The 26,379-nt window shown below is 53.3% G+C and carries 22 protein-coding genes and 2 tRNA genes; 5 read left to right on the top strand and 19 right to left on the bottom strand.

What is annotated here, in order from left to right; all coding sequences use genetic code 11:
• Positions 1–157 precede the first annotated feature (157 nt).
• From FD737_RS20880 to rlmE, 17 genes are all read right to left on the bottom strand, one after another.
• The gene (locus FD737_RS20880) at positions 158–2,041 is read right to left on the bottom strand and encodes a DEAD/DEAH family ATP-dependent RNA helicase (RefSeq protein ID WP_160834465.1); all 1,884 of its coding nucleotides are present in this window, start codon (positions 2,039–2,041) and stop codon (positions 158–160) included.
• A 16-nt stretch (positions 2,042–2,057) separates the two neighbouring features.
• Positions 2,058–2,114, bottom strand: a complete 57-nt coding sequence (yrbN, locus tag FD737_RS24210; protein ID WP_098053093.1) for a protein YrbN — start codon at positions 2,112–2,114, stop codon at positions 2,058–2,060.
• Positions 2,115–2,217: 103 nt separating this feature from the next.
• The gene (gene nlpI / locus FD737_RS20870) at positions 2,218–3,102 is read right to left on the bottom strand and encodes a lipoprotein NlpI (protein ID WP_160834464.1); all 885 of its coding nucleotides are present in this window, start codon (positions 3,100–3,102) and stop codon (positions 2,218–2,220) included.
• 129 nt (positions 3,103–3,231) lie between these two features.
• On the bottom strand, positions 3,232–5,367 hold the full coding sequence (gene pnp, locus FD737_RS20865; RefSeq protein ID WP_160834463.1) for a polyribonucleotide nucleotidyltransferase: 2,136 nt from the start codon (positions 5,365–5,367) through the stop codon (positions 3,232–3,234).
• 311 nt (positions 5,368–5,678) lie between these two features.
• Complete coding sequence (gene rpsO, locus FD737_RS20860) at positions 5,679–5,948, bottom strand: 30S ribosomal protein S15 (protein WP_034826514.1); 270 nt, start codon at positions 5,946–5,948, stop codon at positions 5,679–5,681.
• Positions 5,949–6,083: 135 nt separating this feature from the next.
• A complete protein-coding gene (gene truB / locus FD737_RS20855; RefSeq protein WP_160834462.1) occupies positions 6,084–7,028 on the bottom strand; it encodes a tRNA pseudouridine(55) synthase TruB in 945 nt (314 codons plus the stop codon).
• Positions 7,028–7,435 (bottom strand): 30S ribosome-binding factor RbfA, encoded by a 408-nt coding sequence (gene rbfA, locus FD737_RS20850; protein ID WP_034826517.1) that lies wholly within the window; start codon positions 7,433–7,435, stop codon positions 7,028–7,030. Before rbfA ends, truB begins: the two co-directional genes overlap by 1 nt.
• Positions 7,436–7,501: 66 nt before the next feature.
• Positions 7,502–10,192: a translation initiation factor IF-2 gene (gene infB, locus FD737_RS20845; protein WP_160834461.1), complete on the bottom strand. Its 2,691-nt coding sequence runs from the start codon at positions 10,190–10,192 to the stop codon at positions 7,502–7,504.
• Positions 10,193–10,209: 17 nt separating this feature from the next.
• The gene (gene nusA / locus FD737_RS20840) at positions 10,210–11,697 is read right to left on the bottom strand and encodes a transcription termination factor NusA (protein WP_160834460.1); all 1,488 of its coding nucleotides are present in this window, start codon (positions 11,695–11,697) and stop codon (positions 10,210–10,212) included.
• Between the two features lie 24 nt (positions 11,698–11,721).
• Entirely contained in the window at positions 11,722–12,174 is a 453-nt protein-coding gene (gene rimP / locus FD737_RS20835) for a ribosome maturation factor RimP (protein WP_034826528.1), read from the bottom strand.
• 212 nt (positions 12,175–12,386) lie between these two features.
• A tRNA-Met gene (locus FD737_RS20830) sits at positions 12,387–12,463 on the bottom strand.
• A gap of 59 nt (positions 12,464–12,522) precedes the next feature.
• A tRNA-Leu gene (locus FD737_RS20825) sits at positions 12,523–12,609 on the bottom strand.
• Positions 12,610–12,655: 46 nt separating this feature from the next.
• Positions 12,656–12,991 (bottom strand): preprotein translocase subunit SecG, encoded by a 336-nt coding sequence (gene secG, locus FD737_RS20820; RefSeq protein ID WP_034826531.1) that lies wholly within the window; start codon positions 12,989–12,991, stop codon positions 12,656–12,658.
• A gap of 217 nt (positions 12,992–13,208) precedes the next feature.
• Positions 13,209–14,543, bottom strand: a complete 1,335-nt coding sequence (glmM, locus tag FD737_RS20815; protein WP_160834459.1) for a phosphoglucosamine mutase — start codon at positions 14,541–14,543, stop codon at positions 13,209–13,211.
• 3 nt (positions 14,544–14,546) lie between these two features.
• Complete coding sequence (folP, locus tag FD737_RS20810) at positions 14,547–15,380, bottom strand: dihydropteroate synthase (protein ID WP_160834458.1); 834 nt, start codon at positions 15,378–15,380, stop codon at positions 14,547–14,549.
• A gap of 85 nt (positions 15,381–15,465) precedes the next feature.
• Positions 15,466–17,397 carry an ATP-dependent zinc metalloprotease FtsH gene (gene ftsH, locus FD737_RS20805; protein ID WP_160834457.1) on the bottom strand — a complete coding sequence of 644 codons (1,932 nt, stop codon included), beginning with the start codon at positions 17,395–17,397 and terminating at the stop codon, positions 15,466–15,468.
• Between the two features lie 173 nt (positions 17,398–17,570).
• On the bottom strand, positions 17,571–18,200 hold the full coding sequence (rlmE, locus tag FD737_RS20800) for a 23S rRNA (uridine(2552)-2'-O)-methyltransferase RlmE (RefSeq protein ID WP_034826540.1): 630 nt from the start codon (positions 18,198–18,200) through the stop codon (positions 17,571–17,573).
• 126 nt (positions 18,201–18,326) lie between these two features.
• Between rlmE and yhbY the strand changes: the two genes are divergently transcribed.
• Positions 18,327–18,620: a ribosome assembly RNA-binding protein YhbY gene (gene yhbY / locus FD737_RS20795; protein ID WP_034826542.1), complete on the top strand. Its 294-nt coding sequence runs from the start codon at positions 18,327–18,329 to the stop codon at positions 18,618–18,620.
• Between the two features lie 127 nt (positions 18,621–18,747).
• Here the strand turns inward: yhbY and greA are convergent, their stop codons facing one another.
• Positions 18,748–19,224, bottom strand: coding sequence for a transcription elongation factor GreA (gene greA, locus FD737_RS20790; protein ID WP_160834456.1), 477 nt, complete (start codon positions 19,222–19,224; stop codon positions 18,748–18,750).
• Positions 19,225–19,470: 246 nt separating this feature from the next.
• On the opposite strand from greA, the gene dacB reads away from it, so the two are divergent.
• The 3 genes from dacB to pmrB are packed head-to-tail and all read left to right on the top strand — an operon-like array spanning position 19,471 to position 22,621.
• On the top strand, positions 19,471–20,904 hold the full coding sequence (dacB, locus tag FD737_RS20785; RefSeq protein WP_160834455.1) for a serine-type D-Ala-D-Ala carboxypeptidase: 1,434 nt from the start codon (positions 19,471–19,473) through the stop codon (positions 20,902–20,904).
• Positions 20,904–21,566: a two-component system response regulator PmrA gene (pmrA, locus tag FD737_RS20780; protein ID WP_034826547.1), complete on the top strand. Its 663-nt coding sequence runs from the start codon at positions 20,904–20,906 to the stop codon at positions 21,564–21,566. The genes dacB and pmrA overlap by 1 nt, the downstream gene beginning before the upstream one ends.
• The gene (gene pmrB, locus FD737_RS20775) at positions 21,563–22,621 is read left to right on the top strand and encodes a two-component system sensor histidine kinase PmrB (protein ID WP_160834454.1); all 1,059 of its coding nucleotides are present in this window, start codon (positions 21,563–21,565) and stop codon (positions 22,619–22,621) included. The genes pmrA and pmrB overlap by 4 nt, the downstream gene beginning before the upstream one ends.
• On the opposite strand, the gene FD737_RS20770 is transcribed toward pmrB, so the two are convergent.
• On the bottom strand, positions 22,618–24,891 hold the full coding sequence (locus FD737_RS20770; RefSeq protein WP_160834453.1) for a TonB-dependent siderophore receptor: 2,274 nt from the start codon (positions 24,889–24,891) through the stop codon (positions 22,618–22,620). The genes pmrB and FD737_RS20770 overlap by 4 nt on opposite strands.
• A 261-nt stretch (positions 24,892–25,152) precedes the next feature.
• On the opposite strand from FD737_RS20770, the gene fes reads away from it, so the two are divergent.
• The gene (gene fes / locus FD737_RS20765; protein WP_160834452.1) at positions 25,153–26,364 is read left to right on the top strand and encodes an enterochelin esterase; all 1,212 of its coding nucleotides are present in this window, start codon (positions 25,153–25,155) and stop codon (positions 26,362–26,364) included.
• Positions 26,365–26,379: the final 15 nt, after the last annotated feature.

Genomic DNA, 26,379 nt, shown 5'->3' with positions numbered 1-26,379 from the left:
ATGGCGCCAGGGCTGGTGCTGCCGGAAAGAAGAGTGCGGCATTACCCAAGGGCGGTAAAAAAGAAGCCGCAACGTTATCCGCTGCGGCCTCCATTAAGATCTTAACTGACAAGCATTACGCCGCGGCGTCCCTTTTTACTATTTAGCGTTTTATCGCTTACGCGTCACGACGACGTGGTGCAGAAGCACCTTCTGGACGTGGGCCACGACCGCCTTCACGGTTGAAGCGTCCGCCTTCACGGCCACCTTCACGACGTTCAGAGAAGCGACGTGGTGCACCTTCGCCACGCGGAGCGCCATTACCACGACGCTCACCATCACGACCGCCTGGACGACGTTCGCTACGCTCGAACGCAGGAGCATCACCCATCAACTGCATGTTCATCGGCTTGTTCAGGATGCGCGTGCGAGTGAAGTGCTGCAGAACTTCGCCCGGCATACCTTTAGGCAGCTCGATGGTTGAGTGCGTACCAAACAGCTTGATGTTACCGATGTAACGGCTGCTGATGTCGCCTTCGTTAGCAATCGCGCCCACGATATGGCGAACTTCAACACCATCATCACGGCCCACTTCAATGCGGTACAGCTGCATTTCGCCAACGTCACGACGTTCGCGACGTGGAGCGCCATCACGGTCACCGCGGCTTTCGCGTGGACCACGTGAGTCGCGTGAATCACGACGGTCATCACGGTCGCGGAATTCACGGCGTGGTGGACGTGGTGCTTCTGGTGGCAGAATCAGTGGACGTTCGCCCTGTGCCATTTTCAGCAGTGCTGCGGCCAGTGTTTCGATATCCAGATCTTCGCCCGGCTGCATTTTGCTCAGCAGTGCGCGGTACATGTCCAGATCGCTGCTTTCCAGCTGCTGCTGTACTTTCGCGGCGAACTTAGCCAGACGACGCTCACCCAGCAGTTCTGCATTCGGCAGTTCAACTTCTGGAATGGTCAGCTTCATGGTGCGTTCGATGTTACGCAGCAGACGACGCTCGCGGTTCTCAACGAACAGCAGCGCGCGGCCAGCACGACCCGCACGACCGGTACGGCCGATACGGTGAACGTAAGACTCAGCATCCATTGGGATGTCGTAGTTAACAACCAGGCTGATACGCTCAACGTCCAGACCACGTGCAGCAACGTCGGTCGCGATCAGGATGTCCAGACGACCATCTTTCAGGCGCTCCAGCGTCTGCTCACGCAGTGCCTGGTTCATGTCACCGTTCAGTGCTGCGCTGTTGTAACCGCTGCGCTCCAGCGCTTCGGCCACTTCCAGCGTGGCGTTTTTGGTACGCACGAAGATGATAGCGGCATCAAAATCTTCTGCTTCCAGGAAACGCACCAGTGCGTCAGTTTTACGGCCGTAAGCGGTCCAGTAAGACTGAGAGATATCAGGACGCGTGGTCATGCTTGACTGAATGCGTACTTCCTGTGGATCCTTCATGAAGCGCTTAGTAATACGACGAATCGCTTCTGGCATGGTTGCTGAGAACAGCGCGGTCTGGTGACCGTCTGGGATCTGCGCCATGATGGTTTCAACGTCTTCGATGAAGCCCATACGCAGCATTTCATCAGCTTCGTCCAGCACCAGACCGCGCAGGTTAGACAGATCTAACGTGCCGCGTTTCAGGTGGTCCAGCAGACGGCCAGGCGTACCCACAACAACCTGTGGACCCTGACGCAAAGCGCGCAGCTGAACGTCATAACGCTGGCCGCCGTACAGGGCAACCACGTTCACGCCACGCATGTGTTTAGAGAATTCAGTCATGGCTTCAGCAACCTGAACAGCCAGTTCGCGGGTTGGAGCCAGCACCAGAATCTGTGGTGCTTTAACAGTAGGATCAATGTTGTTCAGCAGCGGCAGAGAGAATGCCGCAGTTTTACCACTACCGGTCTGCGCCATACCCAGCACATCACGGCCCGCCAGCAGGTGAGGAATACACTCAGCCTGGATTGGGGATGGCTTAACGTAGCCCATGCCGTTCAGTGATTCGAGGATGTCAGCGTTCAGGCCAAGGTCAGAAAAAGTGGTTTGAATATCAGTCATGTAGTACACGTGCCTCTTAGATTGCGGCGGCCAGTCTACATAACTCGTCGTGAAAACTTTCAGTCATTTTCATCAAAAAGTGTGAACCGGCTCAAATTAGAAGTTTTGACGAACAGAAAAGCCCTCACCTCGAAGATGATGACTTTACAAGTATTCAGGCAATAAAAGTTCGTCAGCTATTGCTGGTCAGATTCTGATAAATCGTCTTGTGTCTGGCCGAGTTGCGCCAGTTCCAACAATGCGTATCGGTGCTCAACAAAGTTGTTAACATTGTTAGCGACCGCCAGTTTGAACAACGCTTTCGCGTCGTCCTTCTCCCCCAGACTTAGGTAGTACTTACCTAAATAGAAGTTGGTTTCACTGAGATGTTCAGCGAGCGAGGTGTTATCCGTTGCGTCCGCCTTGAGACGTTCCATCAGCGTTTTTTCACTGATGTCGCCAAGGTAGAACTCGACAATATTCCATCCCCATTGGTCCCGGGCCGCTTTGTCATGTCGCTGTCTCAGCGTGACTTTCGCCTTGTCGGCATCCATATCGCTTTCAACGAGATAGAGCCAAAGGCTGCGGAAAGGATCGTTAGGATCGTCTTGATAAAACGCCAGCAGATCATCTTGCGCTAACTTGTATCGACCGCCGTAATAGAGGGCGATACCACGGTTTAAATGCGCATAGTTGTAAGTTGGATCAAGCTCAAGTACAGAATCAAACGCTTCATAGGCAGCATCAAAATTGCCTGCCTGCGTTAAATATATACCGAGGTAGTTAAACACCTCAGGCATATCCGGTCTTATAGACAGCGCTTGCGAAAAATCGTTCCGCGCTAATGCCCTCAGACCCAAACTATCATACAACACTCCGCGCTCATATAATAGCTGTGCGCGTTCATCATCGGTCAGGGCACGACTGGCAAGAATTTGTTCCATTCGCGCCAGGATCACCTCTTGCTGCAGTGTGGGCTGCAAAGGTACTGCCAGAACTTCGTTCTTACGCCAATTGGAGTTGCTGCATCCTGCCAGCGTGATAGCTGTCGCAACAAAACACCAGCGCAAAAAAGGCTTCATTTCCCACTCCCGAATACAAACATTGGGATAACCATCCTGTCATCCGCCTGCTGTGCACAAGGATTCCCGCCCTCGCGATGATCCAAATACCTCTCCCCAAATTGCAAGGAGAGGCCAATCAGTAAACGCTTACTCGGCGTCAGATGCATTCGTTGCAGCAGGGGTTTCTTCCGCTGGTTTCTGCTCTGTCGCTTCTTTGATGCTCAGGCGTACGCGGCCCTGACGGTCCACTTCCATCACTTTCACTGGAACTTCCTGACCCATCTGCAGATAGTCGGTCACTTTCTCAACACGCTTATCAGCGATCTGAGAAATGTGTACCAGACCTTCTTTACCGCCGCCGATTGCCACGAAGGCACCGAAATCAACGATACGCGTCACTTTACCAGAGTAGATACGACCCACTTCGATTTCAGCGGTGATCTCTTCAATACGACGAATCGCTTCTTTCGCTTTGTTGCCGTCGGTTGCTGCGATTTTCACGGTGCCATCATCTTCGATTTCGATGGTGGTGCCGGTTTCTTCGGTCAGCGCACGAATAACAGAACCGCCTTTACCGATAACATCTTTGATCTTGTCTGAGCTGATCTTGATGGTATAGATACGTGGTGCGAACTCAGAGATTTCCTGACGTGGGGTGCTGATGGCCTGCTCCATCACGCTCAGGATGTGCAGACGCGCGCCCTTAGCCTGATTCAGTGCAACCTGCATGATCTCACGGGTGATACCTTCAATTTTGATATCCATCTGCAGTGCAGTGATACCGTCGCGGCTACCCGCTACTTTGAAGTCCATATCGCCGAGGTGATCTTCATCGCCCAGGATGTCAGACAGAACCACGAAGTTTTCGTCTTCTTTAACCAGACCCATCGCAATACCGGCTACGGCTGCTTTGATCGGAACGCCTGCGTCCATCAGTGCCAGAGAAGCACCACATACAGAAGCCATTGAAGAAGAACCGTTAGATTCGGTGATTTCTGACACCACACGGACGGTGTACGGGAACTCTTCCTGCTTCGGCATCACTGCCAGCACGCCACGCTTCGCCAGACGGCCGTGACCAATTTCACGACGCTTCGGTGAGCCAACCATGCCGGTTTCGCCCACTGAGTATGGAGGGAAGTTGTAGTGGAACAGGAAGCTATCAGTACGCTCGCCCATCAGCTCATCCAGGTTCTGTGCATCACGGGCAGTACCCAGTGTTGCGGTAACCAGTGCCTGCGTTTCACCACGGGTGAACAGAGAAGAACCGTGAGTACGTGGCAGCACGCCAGTACGTACATCCAGACCACGGATCATGTCTTTTTCGCGGCCATCGATACGTGGCTCACCACGGATGATACGGCTACGCACGACGCTCTTCTCGAGATCGTGAACGATGTCAGCGATTTCGCCAGCATCTAATGATTCATCTTCAGCCTGCAGTGCAGCGATGGTGGCATCTTTTACTGCGCCAACCTGAGTGTAACGCTCTTGCTTATCAGTGATGCGGTAAGCATCAGCGATACCGGCTTCTGCCAGTGCAGCAACACGTGCAATCAGTGCATCGTTCGCTGGCTCTGGCTGCCAATCCCAACGTGGTTTGCCCGCTTCAGCAACCAGTGAGTTGATGTTTTCGATAACAACCTGCTGCTGCTCGTGGCCAAATACCACCGCGCCCAGCATCTGGTCTTCGGTCAATACTTCTGCTTCAGATTCAACCATCAGAACCGCGTTCTGAGTACCTGCAACCACCAGGTCCAGACGTGAAGTTTTGATTTCATCAGCGGTTGGGTTCAGAACGTACTGGTCATTGATATAACCCACGCGTGCTGCACCGATTGGGCCATTGAATGGCAGGCCTGACAGCGCCAGCGCGGCAGATGCGCCGATCATCGCAACGATGTCCGGGTTAACCTGCGGGTTAACAGAAACAACGGTCGCAATAACCTGCACTTCGTTGATGAAACCTTCCGGGAACAGTGGACGCACTGGACGGTCAATCAGACGAGAAATCAGGGTTTCGCCTTCGCTTGGACGGCCTTCACGACGGAAGAAGCTACCCGGTATACGACCAGCAGCGTAAGTACGCTCCTGATAGTTAACCGTCAGCGGGAAGAAATCCTGACCTGGTTTGGTTTTTTTCTGGCCAACAACGGTAACAAATACCGCTGTGTCGTCCATGCTAGCCATGACTGCTGCAGTGGCCTGGCGCGCCATCATGCCGGTTTCCAGCGTGACGGTATGCTGACCATATTGGAATTTGCGTACGATCGGGTTCAGCAAAATTTAAGTCCTTAAATTCGAGGGGCAGAGCGCTCTTTGGCTCGCCGGGGTTTACCGATCTTTAGTTGCATCCTCGCGACTAATGACAATCTTCAACCGCTCATGCGGTAAAGCCTCTCATTAGCCGCGCGAAACGCTGCAAGCAAAGATCACTCTCAGCAACAATACATGAGTTTGGTACGGAATGCTGCGGATTGCTCGAAAAAAGGGGCCATAAAGGCCCCCTTTTCGCGAAACTCGCACAAATCTGATCGTCAGATGCGCTTTTCTGCATAGTGCATGTGCTACATCGTTGATCAGATTCTTCAGACTTAGCGACGCAGACCCAGGGTTTCGATCAGGCTGGTGTAGCGAGCAACGTCTTTACGCTTCAGGTAGTCCAGCAGCTTACGACGCTGAGATACCATGCGCAGCAGACCGCGACGGCTGTGGTGATCTTTTTTGTGCTCAGAGAAGTGACCCTGCAGGTGGTTAATCTGAGCAGTCAGCAGAGCAACCTGAACTTCAGTTGAACCGCTGTCGTTAGCACCACGACCGAATTTAGCAACGATCTCTGCTTTAGCTTCTACGCTTAGAGACATAATAAACTCCAGATAAAAAAATGAATGTATGGGTGCCGATCTCTAATTCAGCAGCCCGCTTTAAAAGCCGCGCTATTCTACTCTTCGCCTGATAGCAACGCAAATGCGCCGTAAGGTCAAACGTGAGTGTATTGATTAGGCGGGGAACTCTACCACCAGACGACGCGGCGCTACGCGCCCATCTTCCGCGATTTCAGCCATGCCAATAAATTTGTGCTCGTCACCTTCAGTAACGCGAACCAATCCCTGAGCTGGCACATTTGCTGCCTGAACGGGCATGCCCTGCTTGAAATAAGCGGCTACGGCAGGCAACAAATTCACAATCGGGAATTCCTCGGCTGGGCTATCCATTGGCAGCAGCAGCGCATCCAGTGCACTGTAGTCTGGCGTTTCTGCTGCGTTGGCTTCAGCCGCCATCGCCTGCAACTGCTCAAAGGTGATCATCCGCTCAATCGGGTACTTCGCCACCTGCAAACGACGCAACATAATCACATGTGCGCCACAGCCGAGTTTCTCACCGAGGTCATCGATGATGGTGCGAATATAAGTGCCCTTGGAAACGTGAATTTCCAGCTCCAGCTCATCCCCTTCCCAACGAATGAACTGCAGTTCGAACACGGTAATCGGGCGTGCTTCACGCGGTACGGTAATGCCTTCACGCGCGTATTCATACAGCTTGCGGCCCTGGTACTTCAGCGCAGAGAACATGGTTGGCACCTGGAAGGTGTCACCACGGAAGCTCTCCAGCGCCGCATCGAGTGCAGCCTGGTCAAACGTCACTGGCCGCGTTTCGACGATGTTGCCATCAGCGTCTGAGGTATCCGTACGCTCGCCAAGGCGGGCAATAACGCGATAGCGTTTATCGGAATCGAGCAGGAACTGCGAGAACTTCGTCGCTTCACCGAGGCAGATCGGCAGCATACCTGTTGCAAGGGGATCAAGCGCACCGGTGTGACCCGCTTTGTTAGCATGGAACAGACGCTTCACTTTCTGCAGCACATCGTTCGAGGATGCGCCCTGATGCTTATCCAGCAAAAATACACCGTGGACGTCGCGACCGCGACGACGAGGACGACTCATTAGTCCTCCTTGTCATCTTCCGCCGGGCTTTCGCCACGACGCTCAACGTCACTTTTGATCACGTTGCTGACCAGGTTAGACATGCGCATACCTTCGATCAGCGAATTGTCATAGAAGAAGGTCAGTTCAGGCACGATACGCAGACGCATCGCTTTCCCTACCAGAATACGGATATAACCTGAGGCTTCTTTCAGCGCTTTCAGGCCATTTTTTACCGCATCTTCATCCTGATCATTCAAAAAGGTCACGAAGACTTTGGCATAAGCCAGGTCGCGCGACACTTCTACGCCGGATACCGTTACCATCATGCCGAGGCGCGGGTCTTTAATTTCACGTTGCAGGATAATTGCGATTTCTTTCTGCAGTTCCTGAGATACGCGCTGTGGGCGGCCAAATTCTTTTGCCATTTTTTCTTTCTCCCAAATAATTCGGGAGGCCAGAGGCCTCCCAAATTGCAACACATCAAGTGATGATCAATCGATGGTGCGTTTAATTTCAATCACTTCAAAGACTTCGATCATGTCACCAACGCGAACGTCGTTGTAGTTCTTCACGCCGATACCACACTCCATGCCGTTACGCACTTCGTTGACATCGTCTTTAAAGCGACGCAGAGATTCCAGCTCGCCTTCGTAAATCACCACGTTGTCGCGCAGTACGCGAATCGGGTTGTGACGTTTGATGTTGCCTTCGGTAACCATACAGCCGGCAATGGCGCCAAATTTCGGTGACTTAAACACGTCACGTACTTCGGCCAGACCAATGATCTGCTGTTTGAATTCCGGTGCCAGCATGCCGCTCATGGCCGCTTTTACTTCGTCAATCAGATTATAGATGACGGAGTAGTAACGCAGGTCAACGCTTTCAGCATCAATCACGCGGCGGGCAGAAGCATCTGCACGAACGTTGAAGCCAAGGATGATCGCGTTAGACGCTGCAGCCAGGGTGGCGTCGGTTTCAGTAATACCGCCCACACCTGAACCAATGATTCTCACCTTCACTTCGTCGGTAGAGAGTTTCAGCAGTGAATCGGAGATCGCTTCCACAGAACCCTGTACGTCGGACTTCAGCACGATGTTCAGCTCGGACACTTCGCCTTCTGTCATGTTGGCGAACATGTTCTCCAACTTCGACTTCTGCTGTCGCGCCAGCTTCACTTCGCGGAACTTGCCCTGACGATACAGTGCAACTTCACGTGCTTTCTTCTCATCACGTACAACAGTCGCTTCATCACCCGCTGCTGGCACACCAGACAGACCGAGGATTTCCACTGGAATGGATGGACCTGCTTCCAGCACTTCACGACCCAGTTCGTCACGCATCGCACGGACACGGCCATATTCGAAGCCGCACAGCACGATGTCGCCTTTGTTCAGCGTACCTTCACGTACCAGCACGGTAGCAACCGGACCACGACCTTTATCAAGGAAGGATTCGATAACCACGCCGCTCGCCATACCTTCACGGATTGCGGTCAGTTCCAGAACTTCAGCCTGCAGCAGAATCACATTCAGCAGGTCATCAATACCGGTACCGGCTTTTGCAGATACATTAACGAACATGTTTTCGCCGCCCCACTCTTCCGGAATAATTCCGTACTGAGTCAGCTCGTTCTTAACGCGATCTGGATCGGCTTCTGGCTTATCAATCTTGTTCACCGCAACCACAACCGGCACTTTCGCCGCTTTCGCGTGCTGAATAGCTTCGATGGTCTGAGGCATCACGCCGTCATCTGCTGCAACGACGAGGATAACGATATCCGTTGCCTGAGCACCACGTGCACGCATTGCGGTAAACGCGGCGTGGCCCGGGGTATCCAGGAAGGTGATCATACCGTTGTCAGTTTCAACGTGGTAAGCACCGATGTGCTGAGTAATACCGCCAGCCTCGCCTGAAGCGACTTTGGTTGAGCGGATGTAATCCAGCAGAGAGGTTTTACCGTGGTCAACGTGACCCATGATGGTGACCACTGGCGCGCGAGCTTCCTGCGCAGCATCGGTGTCACGATCGTCCATTACCGCTTCTTCCAGCTCGTTCTCGCGGCGCAGGATCACTTTGTGACCCATTTCTTCCGCAACCAGCTGGGCAGTTTCCTGGTCGATAACCTGGTTAATGGTCGCCATGGCGCCCATCTTCATCATCGCTTTGATGACCAAAGAACCTTTGATAGCCATCTTGTTAGCCAGTTCGGCTACGGTGATAGTTTCACCGATGACAACATCGCGGTTAACAGCCTGTACCGGCTTGTTGAAGCCCTGCTGCAGGGAGCTTGGCTTACGATGCTTACCGCCTTTACCACCACGAACTTGCGCACGCGCTTCTTCACGGTCGGTTTTCGCTTCGGAATGCTTGTTACCTTTTTTGACCGGGCGCGCAGCTTTAGCAGTACGTGTACGAGCACGTCCCGCTTCAACTTGACGATCGTTCTCGTCTTCGGCCTGACGGGCATGAGTAGACGTGGTGACGTGGTAGTCGCCTTTGTCTTCTTCTTCCGGTTTTTCCCATTCCGCGGCTTTTTCTTCAGCCAGGCGTTTAGATTCTTCTGCTACGCGGCGGGCATCTTCTTCCAGCTTGCGGCGTGCTTCTTCTTCCGCTTTGCGTTTCAGTTCAGCCGCTTCGGCTTCACGACGCGCTTTATCAGATTGCGCAGCCTTGGTTACTTCGTCGGTTGGTTGATTAGTCACTTTCTCATTTTCCGCTGCTTCACGTTTAGCCTTGTCAGCGGCTTCGCGCTTGGCTTTGTCTTCGGCTTCACGTTGCGCTTTTTGTTCAGCTTCGCGACGGGCTTGTTCTTCCGCCTCGCGACGCGCCTGCTCTTCCGCTTCACGCTGCGCCTCGGCTTCTGCTTCTGCCTGAGCTTGCTCAGACTCTGCATCACCTTTCACGTATGTGCGTTTTTTGCGGACTTCGATTTGCACCGACTTACTTTTACCCCCGGTGACGGGAATATTCAAGGTGCTGCGCGTTTTGCGCTGTAATGTCAGTTTACTTGAACCGGTCTGACCGTGCTCACGATTCAAATGGGACAGTAAGGTTTCTTTCTCTTGCTGGGACACCGCATCGTTTTCAGACTTGCGGATCCCTGCGTCAGCAAATTGCTGTACCAGGCGATCGACCGGAGTCTGAATTTCGGCGGCCAGCGATTTTACGGTTACATCTGTCATGCTGTTCCTTCCTGTTATTACGCGTCATCGCCGAACCAGCAGATATTACGTGCAGCCATAATCAGCGCACCGGCCTTCTCATCATCCAGCCCTTCAATATCTGTCAGATCGTCAACACCTTGCTCAGCGAGATCTTCCAGCGTGCAAACGCCTTTAGACGCCAGGCGATACGCCAGCGCACGATCCAGGCCCTCAAGATTCAGAAGATCCTCAGCGGGCTCCTGATTACCAAGGCTCTCTTCTTTCGCTAATGCCAGGGTGGTCAACGCATTTTTTGCTCGTTCACGCAGGGCTTCAATGGTCTCTTCGTCGAGGCCGTCGATTTCCAGCAACTCGTTGATTGGCACGTAAGCCAATTCTTCCAGCGAAGAGAAGCCCTCTTCCACCAGTACGGTGGCGAACTCTTCGTCGATGTCGAGATGTTTGGTGAACATATCGATCGCTGCGTGGGCTTCAGCCTGATGCTTAGCCTGCAGATCATCGACGGTCATCACGTTCAGTTCCCAACCACTCAGTTGGGAAGCCAGACGCACGTTTTGGCCGTTACGGCCGATCGCCTGAGCCAGATTACCGGCTTCAACAGCGATATCCATGGTGTGATTGTCTTCATCCACCACGATTGACGCCACATCGGCTGGCGCCATGGCGTTAATCACGAACTGCGCTGGGTTATCGTCCCACAGCACGATATCGATACGCTCGCCACCCAGCTCGCTTGATACAGCCTGGACGCGCGCACCGCGCATACCCACACAAGCACCTACCGGATCAATACGTTTATCGTTGGTTTTCACCGCGATTTTGGCGCGTGAACCTGGATCGCGCGCTGCCGCTTTGATCTCGATAACTTCTTCACCGATTTCTGGCACCTCAATGCGGAACAGTTCGATCAGCATTTCTGGCTTAGAACGGGTGACAAACAGCTGTGCACCACGCGCTTCCGGGCGAACGGCATATAACACGCCGCGAATACGGTCACCTGGACGGAAGTTTTCACGTGGCAGCATATCTTCACGTCCGATCACGGCTTCAGCATTGCTGCCCAGATCGAGTGAGATACTGTCGCGGTTTACTTTCTTCACCACGCCGGTGATGATTTCACCTTCGTGTTGACGGAACTGATCAACCACCATCGCGCGCTCAGCTTCACGTACTTTCTGTACGATTACCTGCTTGGCGGTTTGGGTGGTGATACGGTCGAAGGTGACAGATTCAATCTGGTCTTCAACGTATTCGCCCAGATTGAACGCTTCATCTTCAAAGCGGGCCGCATCCAGCGTGATCTCGCGAGTTGGCTGTGTCACTTCGTCCACAATCTGCCAGCGACGGAAAGTATCGAAATCACCGCTGCGACGGTCAATGCTGACGCGCACTTCGATCTCTTGCTCATACTTCTTTTTAGTCGCAGTGGCCAAAGCGCTCTCAAGCGCTTCGAAGATTTTCTCACGTGGCAGGGCTTTTTCGTTAGAAACGGCTTCTACTACAGCTAAGATCTCTTTGTTCATCCTGGTTAGCCTCAATCCGGACTTTTAAAAGTGGGGGACCAGGTTCGCTTTCTGAATATTACTCAGCGCGAACACCTCATCGTTACCCTCAACGGTTACCGTGATCATCTCACCTTCCACGGATTTGATGATCCCCTGCCATTTACGGCGGTTCTGTACGGCCATGCGCAGTGTCAGGCTCACCTCATCACCGGCGAAACGTGCATAGTGTTCAGCAGTGAAAAGAGGACGCTCGAGACCTGGCGAGGAGACTTCAAGGTTGTAAGCCACCGTAATGGGATCTTCCACATCCATTACCGCGCTGACCTGGTGGCTAACATCGGCACAATCATCAACATTGATACCATTCTCACTATCAATATAGATGCGCAAAGTCGATGTGCGACCGCGAACGAATTCGATACCGACCAATTCGTAGCCAAGCGCTTCTACTGGAGCGGTGATCAAATCAGTCAATTTTTGCTCTAATGTGGACAAGCCCACCCCCAAGACATAAAAAAAGGGCCTATAGCCCAGTATTGCGATTCCTGATAACAAAAAACCCCGAAAATTCGGGGCTTTTTATGACTGGACCCTGTACGCCGCAGAGCGGCTTCGGCACACAATCCAAAAGAATTTTTTTCAAAAAAACACTGAGGATGCGTCCGTCGATGCATACAGTATATTTGAAAAAGAACTCTAAGGGAAAGTGGTTGCGGGGGCCGGATTTGAACCGACGACCTTCGGGTTATGAGCCCGACGAGCTACCAGGCTGCTCCACCCCGCGTCCGAAAACGTGGCGAATAATACGCCGACCTTGCTTAAAAAGCAAGTTTTACTGAGATTTGGTACCGAGGACGGGACTTGAACCCGTAAGCCCTTTCGAGCACTACCACCTCAAGGTAGCGTGTCTACCAATTTCACCACCTCGGTACTGCACTGACTGCGACGTTATGTTGCCGCTAAAGCATTGACGATGTTACTGCGGGATATCATTGCCCGGGGTTGCCGGTTTAGCTGGCTGAGTCTGCTGTTCAGACTGAGCTGGCGCAGTGAGGTTTTCCCACTCGCTTCCTTTAGAAGACTTATTCGTGTTCAGATTGCCCAGAATCAAGCTGATAATGAAGAACAGGGTCGCCAGTACCGCAGTCATACGTGTCATGAAGTTACCAGACCCGTTTGAACCGAACAGTGTACCAGAGGCGCCTGCACCGAATGAGGCTCCCATATCAGCGCCTTTGCCTTGCTGAAGCATGATCAGACCCACGAGGCCAATCGCAACAATAAGGAAAACAACTAACAGAGCTTCGTACATAATCAACCTGTTTCCTTGCGCGTTATCCGCACAGTTAAAGCTTCACCAATATTGACGGGGAGTATCGTCATCACCCATCAGAAGCGGGTGTGAATACTAACCAATGGGACATACCTCTGCAAGCGCAATTTTCATGAACTTTATTGATTGCGGAAAAAAGCGCCAGGGTGGTGATTTAACAGGCGGAAAGTCGAAATCTCGCCGCCTGTTAACACGCTTAGACCGCTTTCACCGCATCAGCAATTTTATGCGCCAGCTCGGTGACTAACGCTTCATCTTCACCCTCGACCATCACGCGAATCAGCGGTTCAGTGCCCGATTTACGCAACAGCACACGACCGCGCCCTGCTAACGTTTTCCCCACTTCAGCGCTGACAGCCTTCACGCTCTCGGATTCAAGAGGATCATGACTGCCGCTGAAGCGCACATTCACCAGAATCTGCGGCAGCATTTTCATACCACTGCACAAATCATGCAGACTCATGTGATTACGCACGATAGCAGTAAGTACTTGCAAACTTGCCACGATACCGTCGCCAGTGCTGATTTTGTCCAGCAGAATGACATGCCCGGAGTTTTCAGCACCCATGCGCCAGCCCTTCTCCTGCATTTTTTCCAGCACGTAGCGGTCACCCACTTTGGCACGAGTGAAAGGAATGCCCAGCTGTTTCAACGCCAGTTCCAGCCCCATGTTACTCATCAGAGTGCCTACCACGCCGCCGCGCAGTTGCCCCTGACGCAAGGCTTCACGTGCAATGATGTAGAGGATCTGGTCACCATCAACCTTCATGCCCAGATGATCCACCATCATGATGCGGTCGCCATCGCCATCGTATGCAAGGCCCAAATCTGCCTTCTCATCCAGCACGCGCTGCTGCAGCATGCGAAGATCGGTTGCACCGCACTCTTTGTTGATGTTCATGCCATCGGGCTGCACGCCAATCGCAATCACTTTGGCACCTAATTCACGCAGCACATTAGGGGCAATGTGATAGGTCGCACCGTTGGCGCAATCCACTACGATTTTCAGACCATTGAGACTTAACTCGCTCGGGAATGTGCCTTTACAGAACTCGATATAGCGACCAGCTGCATCAACGATACGGCTGGCGCGCCCCAACTCAGCGGACTCAACGCAAGTCAGTGGCTTCTCTAACTCAAGCTCAATGGCCTCTTCCACTTCATCCGGCAATTTAGTGCCTTCCGCAGAGAAGAATTTGATGCCGTTATCGTCGAAGGGGTTATGCGATGCAGAGATCACGATACCGGCTTCTGCACGGAAGGTACGCGTTAGATAGGCAATCGCAGGGGTCGGCATAGGCCCGGTAAAGGCCGCCGACAAACCAGCAGCAGCCAGGCCCGCTTCCAGTGCCGATTCCAGCATGTAGCCAGATATACGCGTATCTTTACCAATTAATACCTTACGTGATCCCGAACGCGCCAGGACCTTACCCGCAGCAAAACCCAGCTTCAGGACAAAATCAGGGGTAATCGGTGCTTCACCGACCTTGCCACGAATACCATCTGTACCGAAATATTTACGATTACTCATGCTTTATCCTTTTGCTCTCCGTGTCGCTTCGACAATACGCATCGCTTCGACAGTCTCTTTCACATCATGCACGCGAATAATTTGTGCCCCTTGCATGGCGGCAATCACCGCACAGCCCAGGCTGCCGGTCAGGCGCTGCGTCGGACCGACATTTAACAGCTGGCCAATCATCGATTTACGCGACATTCCAACCAGTAGCGGTAAGCCAAAATGGTGGAAATGGCTGAGTTCAGCCAGCAGCTGATAATTGTGGTTGAGATTCTTACCGAAACCGAAGCCAGGGTCGAGCAGCAGATGCTCTTTTTTGATGCCTGCCGCTTCGCAGCGTGCAATCTGCGCGAGGAAGTAAGCGTCCACTTCGCTCACAATATTTTGATATTCGGGTGCTTGCTGCATGGTGCGCGGTTCGCCCTGCATGTGCATCAGACACACAGGCAAGCCGGTTTCCGCTGCTGCTTCCAATGCACCCGGTTCTGACAGTGAGCGAATGTCATTAATGATGTGAGCGCCCACTCGCGCCGATTCACGGATCACCTCTGGCTTTGAGGTATCCACGGAAATCCACACCTCAAAACGCTGAGCGATGGCTTCCACCACCGGAATCACGCGCGCTAACTCTTCATCCACGCTGACTTCATCAGCACCTGGCCGTGTTGATTCTCCGCCCACATCGATGATGGTGGCACCCGCATTCACCATCTCATTGGTATGGGTCAGCGCCTCGACCAGCGTGTTGTGAGTTCCACCATCAGAGAAGGAGTCCGGCGTGACATTCAAAATACCCATCACATGGGGAAACGACAGATCGAGATGGGAATCACGGGCGTACAACTTCATGGCGGGAATCTCCTTGGGAATCACGGTATCACTGAATGTAAAAAACCCCGGACCGGCCGGGGTTTTTGCTGAGGTTTGAGGCCTCTTATTTGTCGAGCTGTTCTGACATGGTGTTGCCAGGATTCGGCGTACGCGGTTCATCAACCGGACGTGGCGCCTTTGGCGTGCCATTGTTATCAGATGAGCTGCTGTTGCCTGAATCATCCCAACCCGCTGGCGGGCGAACTTCACGGCGAGCCATCAGATCATCAATCTGTGGTGCATCAATGGTTTCATACTTCATCAGCGCATCTTTCATCGCGTGAAGGATGTCCATGTTCTCACCCAGCAGAACGCGAGCACGCTGGTAGTTGCTGTCGATCAGGTGTTTAACTTCCTGGTCGATGATGCGTGCTGTTTCATCAGACATGTGTTTCGCCTTTGCCACAGAACGGCCGAGGAACACTTCGCCTTCTTCTTCAGCATACAGCAACGGACCTAACTTCTCGTTGAAGCCCCACTGAGTCACCATGTTGCGTGCCAGGTTAGTGGCCACTTTAATGTCGTTAGATGCACCGGTGGAAACGTGTTCCGCACCGTAGATGATCTCTTCTGCCAGACGACCACCGTACAGGGTCGAGATCTGGCTCTCCAGCTTCTGACGGCTGGCGCTAATTGCGTCGCCTTCAGGCAGGAAGAAAGTCACACCGAGCGCACGGCCGCGAGGAATAATCGTCACTTTATGTACCGGATCGTGTTCCGGTACCAGACGACCAATAATCGCATGGCCTGCTTCATGGTAAGCAGTCGATTCTTTCTGCGCTTCCGTCATCACCATGGAGCGACGTTCTGCGCCCATCATGATTTTGTCTTTCGCTTTCTCGAACTCAACCATCGAGACCACACGCTTGTTGCCACGTGCAGCAAACAGTGCCGCTTCGTTGACCAGGTTAGCGAGGTCAGCACCCGAGAAGCCTGGCGTACCACGTGCGATGATCGCTGCGTCAATGTCAGTGGCCAGCGGCACACGACGCATATGCACTTTCAGAATCTGTTCACGACCGCGAACGTCTGGCAGACCTACTACAACCTGGCGGTCAAAACGGCCTGGACGCAGCAGCGCGGGGTCAAGTACGTCTGGACGGTTGGTTGCGGCGATAACGATGATGCCTTCATTACCTTCGAAGCCATCCATCTCAACCAGCATCTGGTTCAGCGTCTGCTCACGTTCATCGTGACCACCACCTAAACCGGCGCCACGTTGACGGCCTACAGCATCGATTTCATCGATAAAGATGATGCACGGCGCGGCTTTCTTCGCCTGCTCGAACATGTCACGCACACGAGATGCACCGACACCCACGAACATTTCAACAAAGTCAGAACCGGAGATAGTGAAGAACGGTACTTTTGCTTCGCCAGCAATCGCTTTAGCCAGCAAGGTTTTACCGGTACCCGGAGGGCCGACCATCAGGACGCCTTTCGGGATCTTACCACCCAGTTTCTGGAAGCGGCTTGGCTCGCGCAAATATTCAACCAGTTCACCCACTTCTTCTTTCGCTTCATCGCAGCCTGCGACGTCAGCAAACGTGGTCTTGATCTGGTCTTCGGTCAGCATACGGGCTTTGCTTTTGCCAAAGGACATCGCGCCTTTGCCACCGCCGCCCTGCATCTGACGCATAAAGAAGATCCAAACGCCAATCAACAGCAGCATTGGGAACCAGGAGATGAAGATGGAAGCCAACAGGCTTGGTTCTTCTGGTGGTTCGCCAACCACTTTGACGTTTTTAGTCAAGAGGTTATCAAGCAGCTTAGGGTCGTTGACAGGAATGTAAGTCGTATATTTATTACTGTCTTTTTTGACAACGTTAATCTCACGCCCGTTAATACGTGCCTCGCGGACCTGATCCTGGTTCACTTCTGACAGGAAGGTTGAGTAATCAACCCTACGGCCATTCGACTCGCTGGGCCCAAAGCTCTGGAAGACAGACATCAGCACGACCGCGATGACTAACCAGAGAATCAGGTTTTTCGCCATGTCACTCAAGGGATTAACCTCATATTACAACGGTGTTAACAGACAGCGTAGGGTACTATATATCCTTCAGACCTGGAATCGCGGCGCTGATGATTTTGCTGCTTTCCACTGAAACTCGGAATTACACATCAGAGTAAACGCAGTTCGCCTTGCTTTGATTCCGGTACTGAGGGCTATAGTTTGCGCCCTGTCGCCACAATATACACTTCACGTGAACGTAAACGAGAAGCGTCTGGCTTACGAATTTTCACTTTCGTAAATAGGGAGCGAATTTCCCGCAGGTATTCCTCGAAGCCATCTCCCTGAAACACTTTCACTACAAAACTGCCGCCAGGTGCCAGGATATCCCGACACATTTCCAGCGCCAACTCTACCAAATACATTGATCGTGGAATATCAACCGCAGGTGTACCGCTCATGTTCGGCGCCATGTCAGACATGACAACTTGCACCTTTTGGTCACCTACTCGCTCCAGCAATGCGTTCAGCACTGCCTCTTCACGAAAGTCGCCCTGCAAAAAATCGACACCAACAATTGGGTCCATCGGGAGCAAATCACAGGCAATAATACGACCATTCGATCCAATCTGTTGTACCGCATATTGCGACCAACCACCGGGTGCAGCACCCAGATCTACCACTGTCATGCCGGGTTTGAAAAGCTTGTCACCCTGCTGAATTTCGTCCAGTTTAAACCAGGCGCGCGAACGCAACCCCTTTTTCTGTGCCTGCAGCACATATTTATCGCTAAAGTGTTCCTGAAGCCAGCGACTGGAACTGGCCGAACGCTTTTTACCCGTCATAATTTTTCCAATTAAATCTTCATCGTAGCGATAAATCAGTACGCAATGGGTCGCGTTGATTTGGCGATATACCCGAGATGGCGGTAGAATGAACCGTTTTCAATCCCTGAGTAAGTAAAAAATACGATGAATCTGAGTACCAAACAAAAACAGCACCTGAAAGGCCTTGCCCATCCACTTAAGCCCGTTGTTATGCTGGGCGGTAATGGCTTGACCGAAGGCGTGCTCGCCGAAATCGAACTGGCGCTCGAGCATCACGAATTGATCAAGGTGAAAATTGCCTCTGAAGATCGTGAAACCAAGCAGCTGATCGTTGACGCTATCGTACGTGAAACAAAAGCTTGTAACGTACAGGTCATCGGCAACACGCTGGTGCTGTATCGCCCTGCAAAAGAGCGCAAAATTACTCTGCCACGTTAATCAGCCTTAAAGGCTGCCACGACGGGCAGAGAAAGTGCCATGCTCCTGCATGGGATAAAAGGCCGCTATGCGGCCTTTTTCCTTTCTTTACAATGTGCGGCTACACATTTCAAAGCGTAGCAATATCTTAAAGGTATTCCACCTTTAACACTTCATATTCGACATCACCACCGGGGGTTTTCACGATGGCCACATCGTCAGCCGATTTCCCCACCAGTCCGCGCGCCATCGGCGAGTTCACTGAAATCAGGTTTTGTTTGAAGTCAGCTTCATCATCACCCACGATGCGGTAAGTGAATTCTTCGTCCGTATCCACATTCAAAATGGTCACGGTAGCACCAAAAATCACGCGTCCGGTTTTTGGCATTGATGTGATATCAATCACCTGGGCGTTGGAGAGCTTGGCTTCAATCTCCTGAATACGACCCTCACAGAAACCCTGCTCTTCGCGGGCTGCATGGTATTCGGCATTCTCTTTCAGATCGCCGTGCTCGCGAGCTTCGGCGATAGAGGCGATGATGCGCGGACGCTTCACGGTTTTCAGTTCGTTCAGCTCTTCACGCAGGCTCTCAGCGCCTTTCAACGTCATCGGAATCTGATTCATTTTGGCTCCTCGTCATCTATCCTGGTTAACGGCGTCATCCTGACCGGTGACAGCAGAAAACAGCTTCTGCGGCGCGTTACCTCTTTTCACAAGCAAAAGAAGCCTGACCCGGAAAGCTTTCCGGGTCAGGTTCGGTTTTGCATTTTGATACGTATTTTACCCCAGAGTTCCCTGTGGGTCATCGTTTACTTTGCACCACCTCGGGACGTAGTATTGACGCCTTCACCCGTCAGTTACCGCGAGATTATGCGATTTTCACGACTTGTTACCGGATTAACCTGTGCGTTTATGCTGCAGGCACAAGCAGCCCCCGTTGAAGAATACATGCAGTATTTGCCAGACGGCGCAAACCTGGCGCTGATGGTACAAAAAGTGGGCGCATCAACCCCGATAATCGACTATCACGGCAAACAGATGGCATTGCCGGCCAGTACCATGAAGGTGATTACCGCGCTGGCGGCCCTGCTGGAACTCGGTCCGGACTTCCGTTTTCAGACCACGATGGAAACCAAAGGCGCGGTCAGCGATGGCACGCTCAATGGTGATTTAGTGGCGCGCTTTGGTGGCGATCCGACGCTGAGTCGTCAGGATCTGCGCAACATGGTGGCCGCGCTGAAAAAGCAGGGCATCACACATATCAAAGGCAATCTGGTGATCGACACGTCCGTGTTCGCCAGCCACGATATGGCCCCTGGCTGGCCATGGAACGATCTGACGCAGTGCTTCAGTGCCCCACCAGGCGCAGCGATTGTCGATAAAAACTGCTTCTCAGTGTCGCTGTACAGCGCTAACACGCCGGGCGAAAACGCCTTTGTGCGCATTGCGTCCTATTATCCGGCACATATGTTCAGCCAGGTGCGCACTGTTGGCCGTAACAGTGGTGATGGGCAATATTGCGAACTGGATGTGGTGCCAGGCGAGCTGAACCGCTACACGCTGACCGGTTGCATGCGCCAACGCGCCGAACCATTGCCATTGGCGTTTGCGGTGCAAGATGGTGCTGCATGGGCGGGCGAAATTCTCAAGGCCGAACTGCGTGCCGCGGATATCGATTACAGCGGTCATTTAGTGCGTCAGACACAGGTTACACCGCCGGGTACCGTATTGGCCTCAACGCAATCCGCGCCGCTGCACAATCTGCTGCACACTATGCTGAAGAAATCGGACAACATGATTGCGGACACCGTGTTCCGCACCATCGGCCATCACTATTTCAACGTACCCGGCACCTTCCGCGCCGGTTCCGATGCGGTGCGCCGTATACTGCGTGAGAAAGCAGGCGTCGATCTCGGTAACAGCATTCAGGTCGATGGTTCAGGCTTATCGCGCCACGACTTGATCGCGCCAGATACCATGATGCAGGTACTGCAATACATCGCGAAAAACGACTCAACGCTGAACTATATTTCGATGCTGCCGCTGGCCGGCTATGACGGTACATTGCAATATCGCGGCGGTCTGCATGAAGCCGGACTGGATGGCAAAGTATCGGCGAAAACCGGTTCACTGCAGGGCGTCTATAATCTGGCTGGATTTATTACCACTTCCAGCGGTGCACGTGTCGCCTTTGTGCAGTATCTTTCTGGTTATGCGGTGCCGCCTGAAGATCAAAAAACGCGGCGTATTCCTCTGGTACGCTTTGAAAGCCGCCTCTACTCGGATATCAACAAAAACAACTAATGAAATTGCTGATCGTTGAAGATGATGCGCTATTGCAATCGGGCCTGGCTCAGGCCCTGAGCGCGCAAGGTTATGCCGTTGACTGCGCCAGTACCGCTGCAGAGAGCAACGCCTTTTTGCGCAGCGGGCAATACAGCCTGATCGTACTGGATCTCGGTTTACCGGATCGTGATGGTGCCACGCTGCTGCGCCAGTGGCGCCGCGACGGCATCAATGTGCCGGTGTTGATCCTGACGGCGCGTGATGCGCTGGAGGATCGTGTAGATGGCCTGGACGCCGGTGCCGATGATTATCTGGTTAAACCCTTCGCGCTGGTGGAACTGCAGGCGCGTGTCCGTGCTCTGATTCGCCGCTTTCAGGGCCACAGCGACAATCTGCTGCAACAAGGTGATCTCACCCTCAACCTTAGCTCGCAGCAAGTGTTGCTGGAAGAGCGTCCGCTGGAGATCACCCCGAAAGAGTTCGCGCTGCTGACGCGCCTGTTAATGCGTGTCGGACAGAATGTGCACCGCGAAACTCTGCAGCAGGATCTCTACAGCTGGAATGACGATCCCGGCTCTAACACCTTAGAAGTTCATATCCACAATCTGCGCCGCAAGCTCGGGAAAGATCGCATTAAAACCGTGCGCGGCGTGGGCTACCGTCTGGAAGTGCGCGAATGAATAGCATGCGTCAGCGGTTACTGATTATGCTGGCGCTGATTCTCCTCACCTGTCAGGTGATGAGCGCCATCTGGCTGTGGCATGAAAGCCGGGAGCAAATCAGTTTCCTGGTGAATGAAACCCTCTCGGCTCAGGCGCGTAACGACCGCGTCGAGAATGAGATCCGCGAAGCGATAGCTTCATTGCTGTTGCCTTCACTGGTAATGATCGCTTTAACGCTGCTGCTCTCATTCTGGGCGATCAACTGGATCATTCGTCCATTACGATCCTTGCAGGACAGCCTGGCGCATCGTTCCGCCGATAACCTCACCCCGCTGCCGGTTTATTCCGAGATGGATGAGATCGTCGCCGTCACCTCCTCCATCAATCAGCTATTTTCGCGGCTCGACCACACGCTACAACAGGAACGCCTCTTCACCGCCGATGCCGCGCACGAGTTGCGTACCCCTTTGGCCGGTTTACGTTTGCACCTTGAGCTACTGCACCAGCAGAACGTGCCGCAGAGTGAAATGCTGATTGAACGTATCGACCAGCTGATGCACACCGTGGAGCAACTGCTGATGCTGTCGCGTGCCGGCCAGGCGCTGGCGGGTGGCCACTATCAACAGCTGCAGTGGCAAAAAGACATCATGCAGCCGCTGCAGCCAGAAATGGCCGAGCTGTATGAGCAGCGTCAGCAAACACTGCACTGGCCGAACGGCAAAGATATTCCGCAACAGGGTGAAGCCGTATTGCTGCGCCTGATGCTGCGTAATCTGCTGGAAAATGCCTCACGCTACAGCCCGGAAGGCAGTGAAGTGAAGGTGAAAATGCAGCAGGACAAGCAGCAGGTGATTATCGAGGTGTGGGATCAAGGGCCGGGCATTGAGGCCGATGCGGCAGAAGAACTGACGCAAGCCTTCCGCCGTCGCGATCAGCGTTACGGTGGCAGCGGATTGGGTCTGAACATTGTGCTGCGCATTGTGCAAATGCACCGTGGCAGGCTGGAGCTGGTTAACCGTAAAGATAGCAGCGGGCTAATTGCCCGCTGCTATTTACCGCATCAACTGCTTTAGAAGTGAGTGTTGAGGCTCATGTAGTAAGTACGGCCTGACTCGTTATAAGTATTGGCACCCGCACCGTACAGGTAGGCACCTGTTGTGGCGTTACCGGTGGTTTGCGCATTACCCTCGCGGAAGTGACGCTTATCAAACAGGTTGTCGATACCCAGGGTCACGCTGGCGTACTTATTCACATCGTAAGTCCCGCTCAGGCCAATGATGGAGTAAGGACTCACTTTATCAGCCGCGCTACCCGTCACCGGTTGACCTTTGTAGTCATACTTTTTCGGTGTCTGCGTGCCGTACCAGGTCAACGTGGTCTGCAATGACAGATCCTGCGTTGCCTGCCAGCTCAGCGTTGAGTTCAGGGTGTATTCCGGGATGATCGACAGACGATCGCCGGTTTCCTTGTTCTTACTCTGCAGCATGTAGGTGAAGTTGTTGTTCCAGCTCACGCTATCCGAGAACGGCACATTCACCGTACCTTCCAGCCCTTCCACCACCGCTTTCGGTACGTTTTCCCACTTGTAGATATCCGTGGTGCCATTAGAGGCTTTACCGACGGCCGCGTAACCCGCTTCAATCTTGTTGCGGTAATCGTTACGGAACCAGGTCAGACCCGCCTGATAGCCTTCATGCTTCCACTCCAGTCCAATCTCTTTGTTGAAACTGTTCTCGGCTTTCAGATCTGGATTACCCTGCAGATAACAGGCGCCGGTGCTAGCAGCACAGCCCTGACCGTTGCTGTACAGCAGGTAGTTCGGGTTGGTCTGATACAGGCTTGGTGCTTTGTAAGCGAGGCCAGCGCCCATCTTCAGCGTGAAGTCATCACCCAAACCTTGCGACAGGTTCAGCGACGGGCTCCAGTTGTTGCCCACAATCGAGTGATGATCGAATCGCAGGCTTGGCGTCAGCATGGTGCTGTCGGTCAGCTCCATGTTGTCTTCGGCGAACAGCGAGAAGATTTCTGCTTGTGAATACGGGCTACGACCGGTATTCGACACGCCTGGTACAGAACCGTAGTTAGCCGCCTGGGTGGTTGAAGAGGGATCCTTCATGCTCTGCTGGTTCCATTCGGTACCCAGCGTTGCCGTCTGATTAATCAGCCACTCAAACGGAATGCTCACTTCGCTGTGCAGCAAAATGTCGTCTAACTGAATGGTATTGAAACCATCGTTAGAGAAGATGCCTTCCGTACCACCCGCCAAACCTTCGTTGATACGGCTGTTACGGGTTTTCTCGTAACGCGCGTAGGTATTGGTGCTGACACCGTTGTCCCAGGTGCCAGTCCATTTCAGTGAGATGTTCTGACGATACAGACGGTTGGTTTCATCGCCATACAGGCTCTTCACCAGCGCACTGGTGTTGGTGTTCTGGGTATCACCGGCATACAGGTTGCCCTGACGGCTATAACCTGCCTGCAGCTCCAGGGTTTGCATTGGAGCGAACGCCCAACTCAGTAAGGCATTGATATCTTTATTGACCGAACCTTCACGGCCCGAAGGATAGCTGCCCGCGTAAGTACCGGTACGTGCTGCGGCATGGCCTTCGTTGATGTCGTAAGCGTCAGCCTGAGTTTTCGCTAAGCCACCGTATAGGCGGAAGTTGAAGTCATCACCCAGCGGCCCTTCGAGGCTGAAGTTGGTGCGTTTGGTCGCACCTTCCGATTTGTGTTCCGGCGCATTGAAGTAGGTATTCCACGAACCGTGCCACTGCTGATCGGTATATTTCTTGGTGATAATATTCACCACGCCGCCTGCTGCGCCGTTACCGTAACGCACCGCGGCCGGGCCACGAATCACATCAATGCGTTCGATCATTTCTGGCGGCACCCAGTTGGTATCACCGCGCGTATCACGCTCACCACGCCAGCCCAGACGTACTGAGTTGCGGCTGGTGATCGGCATACCATCCACCATAATCAGGGTGTTTTCCGGGCCCATGCCACGAATATCAATCTGACGATTGTTACCGCGTTGGCCGCTGGTGGAGTTACCGGTCAGGTTGACGCCTGGCATGGTACGAATAATTTCTGACACATCACGCGCCGGTGGATGCTTTTTAATTTCATCTGCGGTGATAGTTGAAACGCCGGGTGCCTGCAGGTTTTGCTGCTGTGCGGTCACCATCAACGTGCCGCCGTTCATCGATTCGGCGTCGGTAGTGGATTGGCTGCTGGTCGTCTTGCTGGAAGTGTCTGCGGCCCAGGCGCTGCCGGAGAGCAGTGAGGCGCTCAGCCCCAGTTCAATCAAAATAGCTAATGATAATCGTGAGTAACGCGTCATTGTTTTTCATTCCTGGATGGCCAGTAAAAATGCCGTTGGATTCTTAACTGGCGAGCCGGTGAGAATATCCCTGTCCTTATCGCGCCCAGTTCCAGACCTGGCAGTGCCATCCGTTGCGTAACCTTCCAGGAAGGAAAGAGTCAGGCGGAACGAGCGTGCTCTTTTGAGCGGAAACACCCTATTGCAAATGCAAATAGTTATCAATAGTATTAATTATTAATCTTATGTAAATCTTTCCCTACACAGTGACTGGCAGCCCCTATGACCTGGCGAAATGATGTAACCGGTAGTGAAGCCTGGTGGCAGGAGCAACAAACTCAGGGTATTCCGCGAATTGACCCTCAACAGGATGGCACCTGTCTGGTGACCTTCTTCTGGCGCGATCCCCAAGGCAGCGAAAAAACGTCAGCGACTCAGCGTGTATGGATCAACATCACTGGCGTGACCGATCACCACCAGAAACGTCCACCGCAGTCATTGGTGCGCGTAACGGGTACCGATGTGTGGTACTGGCAAACTGCGCTGCCATCAAACTGGCGCGGCAGCTACTGCCTGATGCCCGATGAGCAGGCAACCGACTTTAGCGGTGAAGCGGACATGTATGCCTTGCGAAACTGGTGGCGTGACAAATTCCCCACGGCGAAGGCCGATCCCCTGAATACACTGCGCGGCTGGGCCGGTGGGCGTGGCATGGGCGTTTCGCCGCTGCATCTCCCGCAGGCCCCTGACCAGCAAATCTGGCAAGCCGTGGATGATGGCAGCGCATCGGCTGTTTCTTTGCAACAATATCAGTGGGATAGCGCGTTACTAAATAACAGTCGCAAAGTGTGGATTTATGCCACCGGCGAATCCGATAACGCGCAACGTCCACTGGCCATTCTGCTGGATGGCCAGTTCTGGGCGAATCAAATGCCGATTGCCGGGCCATTGCAGCAACTTACTGACGCAGGGAAACTCCCACCTGCCGTTTATCTGTTTATTGACATCATCGATCGTGAACACCGTAGTCGTGAACTGCCCTGTAATCCGCAGTTCTGGCAAGCCGTGCAGCAGGAGTTACTGCCGCAGGTGGCGCAATGGGCACCCTATCGCCAGCAGGCAGATAGCACGCTGGTGGCTGGACAAAGTTTCGGCGGGCTGGCATCGGTGTTTGCCGCGCTGCATTTCCCGGAGACGTTTGGCAATGCACTGAGCCTCTCCGGATCATTCTGGTGGCCCGAACGTGGCAACCCATACGGCTGGCTGTTGCAGGCGCTGGATAGCGGCCTGGCACCGAAACAGCCGCTGCGTTTCTGGCTGGAGGCAGGTAAACGTGAAGGCCTGATTCTGCAAGCCAATCAACAATTAGAACAAAAACTTACCGCTGCCGGCTATCAGGTAAATTACCTGCCGGTGGAGGGCGGCCATGACGCGCTATGCTGGCGCGGTGGTCTGCTCGACGGTCTGCAAGCCCTGTGGCGCAATCCGACTTAACTTCATCACGCAGGA

Source organism: Pantoea sp. Seng, from assembly GCF_009829935.1.
GTDB lineage: Bacteria > Pseudomonadota > Gammaproteobacteria > Enterobacterales > Enterobacteriaceae > Pantoea > Pantoea communis.
Note: the sequence above shows the minus strand (reverse complement) of the source record. Positions and strands in the feature narration are given on the sequence as shown.

Bases quoted from the DNA above. Each gene is read 5' to 3' on its own strand.
- FD737_RS20880 (WP_160834465.1), bottom strand. From the start codon at position 2,041: ATGACTGATATTCAAACCACTTTTTCTGACCTTGGCCTGAACGCTGAC.
- nlpI (WP_160834464.1), bottom strand. From the start codon at position 3,102: ATGAAGCCTTTTTTGCGCTGGTGTTTTGTTGCGACAGCTATCACGCTG.
- rpsO (WP_034826514.1), bottom strand. From the start codon at position 5,948: ATGTCTCTAAGCGTAGAAGCTAAAGCAGAGATCGTTGCTAAATTCGGT.
- truB (WP_160834462.1), bottom strand. From the start codon at position 7,028: ATGAGTCGTCCTCGTCGTCGCGGTCGCGACGTCCACGGTGTATTTTTG.
- rbfA (WP_034826517.1), bottom strand. From the start codon at position 7,435: ATGGCAAAAGAATTTGGCCGCCCACAGCGCGTATCTCAGGAACTGCAG.
- infB (WP_160834461.1), bottom strand. From the start codon at position 10,192: ATGACAGATGTAACCGTAAAATCGCTGGCCGCCGAAATTCAGACTCCG.
- nusA (WP_160834460.1), bottom strand. From the start codon at position 11,697: ATGAACAAAGAGATCTTAGCTGTAGTAGAAGCCGTTTCTAACGAAAAA.
- secG (WP_034826531.1), bottom strand. From the start codon at position 12,991: ATGTACGAAGCTCTGTTAGTTGTTTTCCTTATTGTTGCGATTGGCCTC.
- glmM (WP_160834459.1), bottom strand. From the start codon at position 14,543: ATGAGTAATCGTAAATATTTCGGTACAGATGGTATTCGTGGCAAGGTC.
- folP (WP_160834458.1), bottom strand. From the start codon at position 15,380: ATGAAGTTGTACGCCCGTGATTCCCATCTCGATCTGTCGTTTCCCCAT.
- ftsH (WP_160834457.1), bottom strand. From the start codon at position 17,397: ATGGCGAAAAACCTGATTCTCTGGTTAGTCATCGCGGTCGTGCTGATG.
- rlmE (WP_034826540.1), bottom strand. From the start codon at position 18,200: ATGACGGGTAAAAAGCGTTCGGCCAGTTCCAGTCGCTGGCTTCAGGAA.
- yhbY (WP_034826542.1), top strand. From the start codon at position 18,327: ATGAATCTGAGTACCAAACAAAAACAGCACCTGAAAGGCCTTGCCCAT.
- greA (WP_160834456.1), bottom strand. From the start codon at position 19,224: ATGAATCAGATTCCGATGACGTTGAAAGGCGCTGAGAGCCTGCGTGAA.
- dacB (WP_160834455.1), top strand. From the start codon at position 19,471: ATGCGATTTTCACGACTTGTTACCGGATTAACCTGTGCGTTTATGCTG.
- pmrA (WP_034826547.1), top strand. From the start codon at position 20,904: ATGAAATTGCTGATCGTTGAAGATGATGCGCTATTGCAATCGGGCCTG.
- pmrB (WP_160834454.1), top strand. From the start codon at position 21,563: ATGAATAGCATGCGTCAGCGGTTACTGATTATGCTGGCGCTGATTCTC.
- FD737_RS20770 (WP_160834453.1), bottom strand. From the start codon at position 24,891: ATGACGCGTTACTCACGATTATCATTAGCTATTTTGATTGAACTGGGG.
- fes (WP_160834452.1), top strand. From the start codon at position 25,153: ATGACCTGGCGAAATGATGTAACCGGTAGTGAAGCCTGGTGGCAGGAG.